General features: G+C 71.1%; 9 protein-coding genes. 5 read left to right on the top strand and 4 right to left on the bottom strand.

The window, feature by feature from the left end; all coding sequences use genetic code 11:
* Positions 1 to 55 precede the first annotated feature (55 nt).
* Positions 56 to 1,246 (top strand): zinc-dependent alcohol dehydrogenase, encoded by a 1,191-nt coding sequence (locus IE153_RS03240; RefSeq protein ID WP_189588216.1) that lies wholly within the window; start codon positions 56 to 58, stop codon positions 1,244 to 1,246.
* A gap of 7 nt (positions 1,247 to 1,253) precedes the next feature.
* On the opposite strand, the gene IE153_RS03235 is transcribed toward IE153_RS03240, so the two are convergent.
* Positions 1,254 to 2,318 (bottom strand): ATP-dependent DNA ligase, encoded by a 1,065-nt coding sequence (locus IE153_RS03235; RefSeq protein ID WP_189588212.1) that lies wholly within the window; start codon positions 2,316 to 2,318, stop codon positions 1,254 to 1,256.
* Between the two features lie 74 nt (positions 2,319 to 2,392).
* Between IE153_RS03235 and ligD the strand changes: the two genes are divergently transcribed.
* Entirely contained in the window at positions 2,393 to 3,424 is a 1,032-nt protein-coding gene (gene ligD, locus IE153_RS03230) for a non-homologous end-joining DNA ligase (protein ID WP_189588211.1), read from the top strand.
* Here ligD and IE153_RS03225 read toward each other — a convergent pair.
* Together IE153_RS03225 and IE153_RS03220 are read right to left on the bottom strand one after the other, a co-directional pair.
* Positions 3,411 to 5,555 carry an OmpL47-type beta-barrel domain-containing protein gene (locus IE153_RS03225; RefSeq protein ID WP_189588540.1) on the bottom strand — a complete coding sequence of 715 codons (2,145 nt, stop codon included), beginning with the start codon at positions 5,553 to 5,555 and terminating at the stop codon, positions 3,411 to 3,413. The two genes, ligD and IE153_RS03225, sit on opposite strands and share 14 nt — an antisense overlap.
* A gap of 44 nt (positions 5,556 to 5,599) precedes the next feature.
* On the bottom strand, positions 5,600 to 8,080 hold the full coding sequence (locus IE153_RS03220) for a ThuA domain-containing protein (protein WP_189588210.1): 2,481 nt from the start codon (positions 8,078 to 8,080) through the stop codon (positions 5,600 to 5,602).
* A 189-nt stretch (positions 8,081 to 8,269) separates the two neighbouring features.
* Here IE153_RS03220 and IE153_RS03215 point away from each other — a divergent pair, with 189 nt between their 5' ends.
* Together IE153_RS03215 and IE153_RS03210 are read left to right on the top strand one after the other, a co-directional pair.
* Complete coding sequence (locus tag IE153_RS03215; protein WP_189588209.1) at positions 8,270 to 9,280, top strand: multicopper oxidase domain-containing protein; 1,011 nt, start codon at positions 8,270 to 8,272, stop codon at positions 9,278 to 9,280.
* Positions 9,281 to 9,387: 107 nt separating this feature from the next.
* Positions 9,388 to 10,425 carry a LacI family DNA-binding transcriptional regulator gene (locus IE153_RS03210; protein ID WP_189588207.1) on the top strand — a complete coding sequence of 346 codons (1,038 nt, stop codon included), beginning with the start codon at positions 9,388 to 9,390 and terminating at the stop codon, positions 10,423 to 10,425.
* Between the two features lie 289 nt (positions 10,426 to 10,714).
* Here IE153_RS03210 and IE153_RS03205 read toward each other — a convergent pair whose 3' ends face one another.
* Entirely contained in the window at positions 10,715 to 11,500 is a 786-nt protein-coding gene (locus tag IE153_RS03205; protein WP_189588205.1) for a VOC family protein, read from the bottom strand.
* Between the two features lie 235 nt (positions 11,501 to 11,735).
* On the opposite strand from IE153_RS03205, the gene IE153_RS03200 reads away from it, so the two are divergent.
* Positions 11,736 to 11,981: a WhiB family transcriptional regulator gene (locus tag IE153_RS03200; RefSeq protein WP_030841026.1), complete on the top strand. Its 246-nt coding sequence runs from the start codon at positions 11,736 to 11,738 to the stop codon at positions 11,979 to 11,981.
* The last annotated feature ends 76 nt before the right edge of the window (positions 11,982 to 12,057 follow it).

Below are 12,057 nucleotides of genomic sequence, written 5' to 3'. Positions count from 1 at the left end.
GTACCCGGACGGCGCCGTACGACCGACGCGCACGCTACGGAGGGAGCGCGAGGCGATGAGGGCAGTGACCTGGCAGGGCAAGCGGGACGTGCGGGTGGAGAACGTGCCCGATCCGACGATCCAGGAGCCGACGGACGCGGTCATCCGCATCACCTCCACCGGGCTGTGCGGGTCCGACCTGCACTTGTACGAAGTGCTCACCCCGTTCATGACGCCGGGCGACATCCTCGGCCATGAGCCCATGGGCATCGTCGAGGAGGTCGGCGCCGGCGTGCCGGACCTCCAGGTGGGGGACCGGGTCGTCGTGCCGTTCCAGATCGCCTGCGGCACCTGCTGGATGTGCCTCACCGGCCTTCCCACCCAGTGCGAGACCACCCAGGTCCAGGGCGAGGGCATGGGCGCCGCCCTGTTCGGCTACACCCGCCTGTACGGCGCGGTGCCCGGCGCCCAGGCCGAGTACCTGCGCGTTCCACAGGCGCAGTTCGGCCCGATCAAGGTCCCCGAGGGCCCGCCCGACGACCGCTTCGTCTACCTCTCCGACGTCCTGCCCACCGCCTGGCAGGCCGTCGCCTACGCCGACGTCCCGAAGGGCGGCAGCGTCGCGGTGCTCGGTCTGGGCCCCATCGGCGACATGGCCTGCCGTGTCGCCCAGGTGCAGGGCGCCGGGCAGGTGTTCGGCGTCGACCTGGTCCCGGAGCGGCTGCGCCGGGCGAAGGCGCGGGGCGTGGAGACCTTCGACCTGAGGTCCTTCGACGACGAGAAGGAACTCGTCGAAGCGATCCGTGACCAGACCGACGGCCGCGGACCCGACGCCGTGATCGACGCCGTCGGCACCGAGGCCCACGGCAGCGCGGCCGCGCGCATGGTGCAGAACGCCGCGGCGATCCTGCCCCGCAAGATCGGCGCCCCCATCGCCGAGCGCTTCAGCGTCGACCGCCTCGCCGCGCTCTACACCGCCATCGACCTGGTGCGCCGCGGCGGCACCATCTCGCTGTCCGGCGTCTACGGCGGCATGGCGGACCCGCTGCCGCTGCTCACCCTGTTCGACAAGCAGATCCAGATGCGGATGGGCCAGGCCAACGTCCGCCGCTGGAGCGACGACATCGTCCCGTACCTGACCGACGAGGACCCCCTCGGCGTGGACGACTTCGCCACCCACCATGTGCCGCTGTCCGAGGCGCCGCACGCCTACGAGATGTTCCAGCGCAAGCAGGACGGCGCGGTCAAGGTCCTCATGCAGCCGTGAGGCGCTGCTAGCCGCCGAGGATCTCCGCCAAGTCGTAGCGGACCGGCTCCTCCAGCTGTGCGTACGTGCAGCTCTCGGGGGTCCGGTCCGGGCGCCAGCGGCGGAAACGGGCAGTGTGCCGGAAGCGCTGCCCGTTCTCCATGTGGTCGTACGCCACCTCGGCCACCCGGTCCGGCCTGAGCGGCACCCACGACAGGTCCTTGCGGCCCGACCAGCGGCTCGGCGCCCCCGGCAGCCGGGCCTTTTCGTGCGCGGCCTCCTCGGACCAGGCCGCCCACGGATGCCCCGTCACGTCGTCCAGGCGCAGCGGCTCCAGCTCCTCCACCAGCTCCGCACGCCGCTTCATCGTGAAGGCGGCGGAGACACCCACGTGCTGGAGGGTCCCGCGGTCGTCGTACAGGCCGAGCAGCAGCGAACCGACCACCGGACCGCTCTTGTGCAGCCGGTACCCGGCGACCACGACGTCCGCCGTCCGCTCGTGCTTGATCTTGAACATGGCGCGCTGGTCCGGCCGGTAGCGCACCGTCAGGGGCTTGGCGATGACCCCGTCCAGTCCTGCGCCCTCGTACTCCTCGAACCACTGCCGTGCCACCTCGATGTCGGTGGTCGCCGGCGCCAGGTGCACCGGCGCCCGCACCCCGGACAGCGCAGCGGTCAGCCGCTCCCGCCGCTCGGTCAGCGGCGTGTCCATCAGCGCCTCGTCCCCCAGCGCCAGCACATCGAACACGACGAGCGACGCCGGAGTCCGCTCCGCCAGCGTCCGCACCCGGGAGTCCGCCGGATGGATCCGCTCCGTCAGCGCGTCGAAGTCCAGATGCCCCTCGCGCGCGATCACGATCTCCCCGTCCACCACGCACCGCTCGGGCAGCCGCTCCCGCACGGCCGTCACAAGCTCGGGAAAGTACCTGGTCAGAGGCTTCCCCGTGCGGCTGCCCAGCTCGACCTCGTCCCCGTCACGGAACACGATCGCCCGGAACCCGTCCCACTTCGCCTCGTACTGCATGCCCGCGGGGATCGCCGCCACGGACTTGGCGAGCATCGGCAGGACAGGGGGCATCACCGGCAGATCCATGGATCGATTCTGCTCTGATGCGCCCCGAGGCGCCCGATATGCGGGGTGTGCGGGCTACGCCTACCGTGGCGGGCATGGGTGACGCGGTGGAACTGGAGGTGGCCGGCCGGACCGTACGGCTGTCCAGCCCGGACAAGATGTTCTTCCCGGAGCGCGGCTTCACCAAGCTGGACCTCGCCCGCTACTACATCGCCGTCGGCCCCGGCATCCTGCGCGCCCTGCGCGACCGGCCCACCACCCTGGAGCGCTACCCGGAAGGCGTGAACGGCGAGAACTTCTTCCAGAAGCGGGCGCCGAAGAACATGCCCGACTGGATCCCGACCGCGCACATCACCTTCCCCAGCGGCCGCAGCGCCGACGAGATGTGCCCCACCGAGGCCGGAGCGGTGGTGTGGGCCGCCCAGTTCGGCACCCTCACCTTCCACCCCTGGCCGGTACGCCGCGACGACGTCGACCACCCGGACGAACTCCGCATCGACCTCGACCCGCAGCCCGGCACCGACTACGACGACGCCGCCCGCGCCGCCCACGAACTGCGGGCGGTGCTCGACGAGTTCGGCGGACTGCGGGGCTTCCCCAAGACCTCCGGCGGCCGGGGACTGCACGTCTTCGTGCCCATCGAGCCGCGCTGGACCTTCACCCAGGTCCGCCGCGCCGCCATCGCCGTCGGCCGGGAGATGGAACGGCGGATGCCCGAGCACGTGACCATCAAGTGGTGGAAGGAGGAGCGCGGCGAGCGCATCTTCATCGACTACAACCAGACGGCACGCGACCGCACGATCGCCTCCGCCTACTCCGTACGCCCCCGCCCGCACGCCCCCGTCTCCGCGCCCCTGCGCTGGGACGAGGTCGGCATCGCGCACCCCCAGGACTTCGACCTCGCGACCATGCCCGCGCGCTTCGCCGAACTCGGCGACGTGCACGCGGACATGGACGACCACCGCTACTCCCTGGAAGCCCTGCTCGACCTCGCCCGCCGCGACGAACACGACCACGGACTGGGCGATCTGCCGTACCCGCCCGAGTATCCGAAGATGCCGGGGGAGCCCAGACGGGTACAGCCGAGCAGAGCCCGCAAGGAGAAGGAACCTCCTACAGCTCCTTGATCCGGATGTCCCGGTACGAGACCACATCCGCCGTGCCGTGCACCTGGAGCCCGATGTAGCCGGAGGCGAACCGCCGCCCGTCCGTGCCCGGGTCGTCCGAGCGCGGCGGGCTGAACTCCTGGCCGCCGGTGTTGTCGAACTCGTTGATCAGTACACCGTTGCGGAACACCGAGTAGTGCTGGCCCTCCACCCGGATCTCGTAGTCGTTCCAGGTGCCCTTCTGCGTCACGCCCGCGCCGGCCAGGCCCACCCGGTCGAAGCCGTAGACCGAGCCCGTCTTGTACATGTCGCCGTCGGGCCGGTCGAGCACCTGCACCTCGTGCCCGTACTTGATCGCGACCCACTCGGGGCGGGACTCCTCCGGATGGTCGTGGACCCACGGGAAGCGCACGAACACACCGGAGTTGGCGTTGCCCGTGCCCGGGGCGTCGTCACGCCACTGGAGCTTCAGCGAGAAGTCGCCGTACTTGCGCTCCGGGAACCACAGCATGCCCATCCCGGGCGTCGTGGTGCTGGAGGTGATCGTCCCGTCCGGGTTCAGCCCGAACGAACCGCCGCCCACCTGCTGCCACTTGGCCAGGGACTCCGCGGTGCCGTCGAAGAGCGCACGGTAGCCCTCGGTCTGCCCCGGCTTGCCGATCGCGGACTGCCGGGCCGCCTTCCGGATCGCCTTGGACTCCCGCTCGTCGACCACGCCTTCCTTCAGCAGCGCGTCCAGGACGGAGTTCACGTGCTTGAGGAACAGCGCCTGGGACGTCCACTCCTTCTCGTCCTCGATCAGCTCGCCGATCCGGCATCGGTTGTCGGTCACCCGGTTGCGCACGCCGGAGTCGACCGTGCCGACGATCACCGTCAGCCGCTCGTCGTACTCCGGGCAGTCGGGTGCCGGTACCTGCCCGGAGACGACCGTGAAGGTCACCGTGCGGGCCGCGGCGGTGTTGCCCGCCTTGTCCGTCGCCCGGTACGCCACGGTGTGGGCGCCCGCCCGGTCGACCACCACCGGCGCCGAGTACGCCAGGTACGGGCCGCCGTCCAGCGAGTACTCGATCCGCTCGACGCCCGAGCCGTGCTCGTCGGTCGCGGTGACCGTCACCCGGGCACTGTTGACGTAGGCGCCGTTCGCGTTCTTCGTGCCCTCCACGGTCACGCCCGTCACCGGCGCTGTGGTGTCCGCGGGCGGCGCCGCGACGACCGTGAACCGCACGTTCTTCTCCGCCGCCACGTTGCCCGCCTTGTCGGTGGCGCGGTAGCGGACGGTGTGCGTCCCCACCTGGTGCACCATGACGGGCGCGGTGTACGGCTGCCAGGCGCCGGAGCCGATCGCGTACTCGATCGTGTTGACCCCGGTTCCCGTGTCGGAGGCCGAGACGGTGACCGTCGCCATGTCGATGTACGCCCCGTCGGCGTCGCGCTCACCGCTCACCGTCGCCGAGGTGTCCGGCGCGGTGGTGTCGTCCGACTGGGGTGCGACGACGGTGAACGCGGCGTTCTTCTCGGCGGACACGTTCCCCGCCTTGTCGAACGCGCGGTAGCGGACCGTGTGGCTGCCGACCTGGTCGACGACGACCGGCGCGGTGTACGGCTGCCAGGCGCCCGCGTCGCCGATCGCGTACTCGATCCGCTCCACGCCGGAGCCGCCCTCGTCGGTGGCGTGCAGCGCCACGCTCGCCGAACCGACGTACTCGCCCTGCGCGTTCTGCGTGCCGCTCACGTGCGCCGACGCCTCGGGCGCCGTGGTGTCCTCGCCGGTGCCCTCGGTCACCGTCAGGATGCCCTGCATCTGGCCGTGGCCGGGGATCGTGCAGTGGTAGAAGTACCGGCCGGGCGTGAGCGTGACCTGGGCGGTGTGCTTGCCGCCCTGGGCGTCGTTCGGGTTGGCCAGGATGTTGAGCTGCACATCGCTGTTGAACTCGGGGTCGCTGGTCACGAACGTCAGGGTGTGCGGCATGCCCGTGGTGTTGCCGGTGGCCGCGCTGTTCTCGAAGACGATCGTGGCCGTGCCGGCGACCGCCGTCTTCGGCGCCGAGAGGTACTTGTCGATGTCGTTGCCGGCCGTCCAGGTGAGCACCTGGTCGGCGGCCTGTTTCCCGGGCTGCCCGGCGGCGGGCAGTGCCTGCACGCCGAGCATCATCAGCAGGGCGGCCAGCAGGGCGGCCCAGACTCTTCGGTGCCGGATCACTCGCTCCCCCTCGCCAACTGGCCTGCGGCCGGTGTGGGCCCGCCGCCCTTGTAGGTGACCCGCCACAGAGCCGACTTGGAGTCCGAGGTGAAGAAGCCGCGCCCGTAGTCGAGGACGTACAGCGCGCCGTCCGGACCGAACTTCCAGTCCATCAGGTTCTTGATGCCGTCGTTGCCGATCGGCACGATCTTCTTCAGCGACTCCGAGTGCACCGGCAGACCGCCGTCGCCTTGCGTCTTCGGGTCCATGAGCACCGCGTTGCGCGGCTGGTCGGCGTCGTAGAAGTCACCGACGAACCACTTGCCGTCCCAGTACGCCGGCCACTTCACGGCGCTGTCGGCCGCGACCGTGGCGGAGCGGTAGACCGGCCCGTTCATCGCGGCCTGCCCGCCGCCCTTCAGCCAGGGCAGCCGGTAGGTGGCCTCCGCCGGCTTGTACGACGGGACGCCGTTCGCGTCCCGCGGGTAGTCCGGGCCGCCGCCCGAGGGCGAGTACCAGATGTTGTTGCCGGCCACCGGCGGCAGGTCGACCAGGCCGTCGTTGTTCGGCGACTCGTTCTTCGGGTGGTCGCAGTCGTACCAGCCCAGCGGCTTGGACGGGTCCGGCAGATTCCGGTCCCGGTAGGGCTGCTTGTTGCCCATGCAGTACGGCCAGCCGCGGTTGCCCGCCTCGGTGATGGCGGCGAACGTGTCGTACTTCGCCGGGCCCCAGGTCGTCGAGGGCGCACTCGCGTCCGGGCCGACCCAGCCCGCGTAGAGCACGTCGGTCGACTTGTCGACGGAGATGCGTGCCGGGTTGCGGACGCCCATCACATAGATCTCGCCGCGCGTCTTGCCGCCGCCCTCGTCGGGCTCCTTACCGGTGAAGAGATTGCCCTGGGGCAGCGTGTACGTCCCGTCCGGCTCCGGGTGGATGCGCAGGATCTTGCCGTTGAGGTTGTTGGTGTTGCCCGCGGTGCGGCGCGCGTCCGCGAAGGAGACGCCCTTGTAGTTCGGCTCCGGGTTGTTGCCCGAGTAGCCGGAGCTGAAGCCACTGGAGTTGTTGTCGCCGGTGGCGATGTACAGGTTGCCCTTGGAGTCCCAGGCCATCCCGCCGCCCGCGTGACAGCAACTGTGGATCTGCACCGGCCACTTCAGCAGGACCTTCTCACTGGCGAGATCCAGCTTGTTCGTGGCCTGGTCGAGCGTGAACCGGGAGACCCGCCGCTCCGCCATCCGCGTCTCGCGGTTGATCCGCTCGTGCGGCGTGTAGTGCAGATACACCCAGCCGTTCTGCGCGAACCCGGGGTCCAGCTCGATGCCGAGGAGCCCCTCCTCGACCTTGACCAGCTCGTCGCCGCCGCCCTTGTTGCCGAAGACGGAGAGCGCGCCGGCCAGGGTGACCTGCTTGGTCTTCGGGTCGTAGACGTGGATCTCGCCCTTGCCCTTGCCGATGTCGGGGTTGTTCCAGTCCGTGATCACGGGCTGCGAGGAGTCGGCGCCGCCCCGGCCGATGTAGAAGACCCGGCCGTCGGGCGCGGTGACCATCCCGTGCGGCTCGCCGATCTGGTCGTTCTGTCCTGGCTGGTTGGGCTTGGTCAGCCGCTCCGCCGCGTAGTTGGCGTTGATGGTCGCCTTGCAGTCGGCCTGCTCCAGCCGTGTCGTCCACATCAGCGCGCCGCGCAGATGATCGCGGAAGTCGGTCTCGTCGTACGACGACACCGTCCCGCCCATGCCCGTGTAGAAGGACCGTCCGCCGTCGTAGTCACGGCACCAGCTGACCGGATGGTCCCAGCCGTTGGAGCCCGAGCCCGGCTGGTAGGTCGCCTCGCGGACCCGCGCCACCGTGTGCACGTCGCCCGAGGGGTTCTTCACCCAGTTCAGCCACTGGTCCGGGCGCTTCCACTGCACCGGCAGATCCTTGCTGGCGGGGTGCCGGCGGTCGCCGACCTCGACGGTCGCGCGCTGCACGGCCGTCGGGCTCGAGGCGGCCGGGCGGGCACCCACCAGGCCGGTGAACCAGTCCGAGTACGGCTCCGCGCGGGCCGCGTCATGAATGCCGACGAATCCGCCGCCGGCCTCCATGTAGGCCTCCAGGCCCGCCTCCTGCTCCGCGTCGAGGACATCGCCTCCGCCGGTCAGGAAGACGATCGCGTTGAAGCGGCCGAGCCTCGTGGAGTCGGTGAACACCGAGGCGTCACCGGTGGCCTGCACCTTGAAGCGGCGGTTCTCCGGGCCCGTCAGACCGATGTCCTCGATGGCCTCGATCCCGGCGTTCACCACCGGCGACTCCTCCCCGGCCGCCGCGGAACCGTGGAAGATCAGCACCCGTACGTTCGCGCCGCCCGGCGGCGACTTGATCGACATCGTTGTCAGCGGGGGTTCGGGGAAAGGGCGCGCGTTCGCGGCGGGGCCCGACAGCAGCCCGGCGGTCACGACCCCGGCGGCAACGGACGCCGCCCAGACGCGTCTTGACTTGCTCAACCCTCGTAAGCGCATGGGCACCTCCTCGGTCACAGCAACACCGCCAAGGAAGCTAAACCCCTTTGCGCATCTCGCCAATACCTATGACCGGGATGGCACCAACTTTGTCTTGAGTGTGGATAAACGGGAGCCCGGCCGGTACCGTCGCACAGGTTCATCACAGGTACGCCTCCGTAAATGCCTTACCAGGGTGGGGAGTTCCGCATGGACAGACGCAGCTTCAACCGGCGGGTCCTGCTGGGCGGCGCGGCCGTCGCGACATCGTTGTCCGTGGCGCCGGAGGCCGTGAGCGCCGCCGGACCGGCGAAGACGGCGCCCGCCGGGGGCGAGGTGAAGCGCATCAAGCTCTACGCCGAGAAGCTCCCCGACGGGCAGATGGGCTACGGCCTGGAGAAGGGCAAGGCGAGCATCCCCGGCCCGCTGATCGAGCTCAACGAAGGCGACACACTGCACGTCGAGTTCGAGAACACCATGGACGTGGACGTCAGCCTGCACGTCCACGGCCTGGACTACGAGATCACCAGCGACGGCACGAAGATGAACCGCAGTCATGTCGAGCCGGGCGGCACCCGCACCTACACCTGGCGCACCCACGCCCCCGGACGCCGGGGGGACGGCACCTGGCGCTCGGGCAGCGCGGGCTACTGGCACTACCACGACCACGTCGTCGGCACGGAACACGGCACCGTGGGGCTGCAGAAGGGCCTGTTCGGCCCGGTCGTCGTCCGCCGCAAGGGCGACGTCCTGCCCGACCGGACGCACACGGTCGTCTTCAACGACATGCGCATCAACAACAAGCCGCCGCACTCCGGGCCGAACTTCGAGGCCACGGTGGGGGATCGCGTGGAGTTCGTCGTGATCACGCACGGCGAGTTCTACCACACGTTCCACATGCACGGTCACCGCTGGGCGGACAACCGCACCGGCATGCTGACCGGCCCCGAGGACCCCAGCCAGGTCATCGACAACAAGATCACGGGCCCGGCGGACTCCTTCGGCTTCCAGGTGATCGCGGGGGAGGGGGTCGGTGCCGGCGCCTGGATGTACCACTGTCACGTCCAGAGCCACTCCGACATGGGGATGGTCGGACTGTTCCTGGTGAAGAAGCCGGACGGCACCATTCCGGGGTACGACCCGCACGAGCACGGCCAGGAGCCGGCCGGTGGCGGGCACGAGCATGGGGAGGAGCCGGCGGGCGCCGGCCACGAGCACTGACGGGCGGCTGCTCTCCCCGTCCGCGCCGATCGGCACGCGAGAGCGCTCTCACCACGCTGTGTGTCCGGGGCTATCCTGATCCGCAGCCGCAGGTGAGGAGCCCCGAAGTGACCGACACAGCGCCGCGTCCCACCCTGGAGGCCGTGGCCGCCCGGGCCGGTGTCTCGCGGGCCACCGTGTCCCGCGTGGTCAACGGCGGGGACGGGGTGCGGGACGTCCTCGTGGAGCGGGTCCGCAAGGCCGTCGACGAGCTCGGGTACGTGCCCAACCAGGCCGCCCGCTCCCTGGTGACCCGGCGGCACGACGCGATCGCGGTCGTCGTCGCCGAACCGGAGACCCGGGTCTTCGCCGACCCGTTCTTCGCGCTCCAGTTGCGCGGCATCAGCAAGGAGCTCACCGCCCACGACAACCAGCTCGTGCTGCTGCTCACGGAGGGCCGGGACGACCACGCCCGGGTCGCCCGCTACCTCGCCGGCGGACATGTCGACGGGGCCCTCGTCTTCTCCCTGCACCTCGACGACCCGCTGCCGGAGCTGATCCAGCGGGCCGGCATCCCCACCGTCTTCGGCGGGCGGCCCGGCTGGAGCGGTGACCGGCGCGAGGTGGTCTACGTCGACAGCGACAACCGCGGCGGTGCCCGCGACGCCGTCCGCCACCTGGCCGGTCTCGGCCGCACCTGGATCGCGCACATCACCGGCGCCCTCGACCAGACCTCCGCCGCGGACCGCCTCGACGGCTACCGGGACGTCATGGTGGACGCCGACCCGCGGCTGATCGCCGAGGCCGACTTCACCCCGGCCGGCGGCGAGCGGGCGATGCGCGAGCTTCTGGAGCGCTGCCCGGACGTGGACGCGGTGTTCGCCGCCAACGACCTCATGGCCTCCGGGGCGCTGCGCGTCCTGCGCGGCTCGGGCCGCCGGGTCCCCGACGACGTGGCCGTGATCGGCTTCGACGACATGCGGCCCGTCGCGGAACAGACCGATCCGCCCCTCACGACGGTCCGTCAGGACATAGAGGAGATGGGCCGCCTGATGGCCCGCCTGCTCCTGCGCGGCCTCGACCGGGACGCCCCGAGGGAGGGAGTCGGGGCGACCCCTTCGAGCGTGGTGCTGCCGACGACGCTGGTGCGGCGGGGGTCGGCGTAGGGGCCGCGCCGGCAGAGGGCGTCGTCGCCGGAGGCGGCTCGGCGTCCGGTGGGCTTATCGGGCCGCCGAGCGGCTCGGCGTGAGGTGCGGGCGTCCCGGCCCGCCGCCCGGGAGCCTCGGCCGGCCGGGCCGCCGGTGGTACGGCGAAGCCGAGCCCGAGCCGGGCGGAGGGCGAGAGCCCGTACCCGTGGCGCCCGGCCTCGCGCGGCGGATGCCGCTCTTCGTGACAGGCCTCGGCCGCTCTCAGTGACGGGTCTCGGCCGGTCTCAGTGACGGGTCTCGGCCGGTCTCAGCCCTGCTGCGGCTCGCTGCGGATCACCGCGAAGCGGGCGCCGTACGGGTCGGCGAGTTTGGCGAGGCGGCCGACGGACGGGAGGTCCGTCGCGGGGAGGCGGACCGTGCCACCCAGTTCGTCGGCCCTGGCCACGATGGCGTCCGGGTCGGCGACCTCGAAGTACGGCAGCCAGTACGCCTCCTCCTCGCCCGGGTCGTCGGCCAGCGGGACGACACCGCCGAACATGGCGTCCTCGCTCTCCCCGGCGGGGTTGAACGTGGTGTACGTGCCACCGGCGAAGTCCGCGCCGAAGGTCTCCAGACCGAGCACGGAGTGGTAGAAGGCCGCCGTGGCCGGGACGTCCGCCGTGTACAGCTCGACCCAGCACAGCGAGCCGTGCTCCTGGACGACCTCCAGGCCCTTGTTGCGGCCCGGCTGCCACACCCCGAAGGGCACCCCGGCCTGGTCCGCGAGGATCGCCATCCGGCCCAGGTCCTGGACGTCCATCGGCTGCACCGTCACCGCGCCGTGCGCCTGCTCGGCCGCCCGGGCCGTGGCGTCCGCGTCCGGCGACTGGAAGTACACCGTCCAGGACGGCGGGCCCTGCTCCGGCGTGGTCTGCATGCCTCCGGCGGCCGCCCTGCCCCCGAGCCGGAACAGGCCGTACCCGCCGACCTCCGGGCCGCCCGGCTGGAACCGCCAGCCGAACAGCCCGCCGTAGAAGGCGGCGGCGCCGTCGATGTCGGGGGTGCCGAGATCGATCCAGTTCGGAGCGCCGGTGACGTAACGGGTGGTGAGCATCGTCGCCCTCCTCGCACAGGGGGCCCGTCGTCTGCACTGCCGAGTCTTCCACCGCGCGGTGCCGACCGCCGCCGGAGCGCGGCCGCGGCGGGTTTCGGATGTTTCCCCGTGCCGCCGCGCGCCGCCGTGCGCCGGCCTCGTCCGGCGGGGCACCATCGATGCGGCCGGGGCCTGTGAACGCCGTGTTGATCCCGCGTTGATCGAACGTTTTTCGGCGCCCGCGACGCTTTCGGGCATGCACATCGACACGATCACCTCGCCCGAACTCGAATGGCAGCAAGAGGCGTTGTGCGCGCAGACGGGGGCGGACTTCTTCTTCCCCGAGCCGGGCAGTTCGGTGCGGGAGGCGAAGCGGATCTGCGGTATGTGCCCGATCCGCGCGGCCTGCCTGGAGTACGCGCTGGACCACGACGAGCGCTTCGGCGTCTGGGGCGGCCTTTCGGAGAAGGAGCGGCTGGAGCTGCGACGCGTGTCGCGGTAGTCGCCAGGGGAGTGGGAGCCGCCACGGGGGTGGGCCCGCCAGGGGAGTGGGGCCCGCCACGGGGGTGGGGCCCGCC

The sequence above is a fragment of the Streptomyces massasporeus genome, assembly GCF_014648995.1.
In the GTDB taxonomy this organism is placed as follows: domain Bacteria; phylum Actinomycetota; class Actinomycetes; order Streptomycetales; family Streptomycetaceae; genus Streptomyces; species Streptomyces massasporeus.
Note: the sequence above shows the minus strand (reverse complement) of the source record. Positions and strands in the feature narration are given on the sequence as shown.

Coding starts and splice junctions, on each gene's coding strand:
- IE153_RS03240 (WP_189588216.1), top strand. CDS start 56: ATGAGGGCAGTGACCTGGCAGGGCAAGCGGGACGTGCGGGTGGAGAAC.
- IE153_RS03235 (WP_189588212.1), bottom strand. CDS start 2,318: ATGGATCTGCCGGTGATGCCCCCTGTCCTGCCGATGCTCGCCAAGTCC.
- ligD (WP_189588211.1), top strand. CDS start 2,393: ATGGGTGACGCGGTGGAACTGGAGGTGGCCGGCCGGACCGTACGGCTG.
- IE153_RS03225 (WP_189588540.1), bottom strand. CDS start 5,555: ATGATGCTCGGCGTGCAGGCACTGCCCGCCGCCGGGCAGCCCGGGAAA.
- IE153_RS03220 (WP_189588210.1), bottom strand. CDS start 8,080: ATGCGCTTACGAGGGTTGAGCAAGTCAAGACGCGTCTGGGCGGCGTCC.
- IE153_RS03215 (WP_189588209.1), top strand. CDS start 8,270: ATGGACAGACGCAGCTTCAACCGGCGGGTCCTGCTGGGCGGCGCGGCC.
- IE153_RS03205 (WP_189588205.1), bottom strand. CDS start 11,500: ATGCTCACCACCCGTTACGTCACCGGCGCTCCGAACTGGATCGATCTC.
- IE153_RS03200 (WP_030841026.1), top strand. CDS start 11,736: ATGCACATCGACACGATCACCTCGCCCGAACTCGAATGGCAGCAAGAG.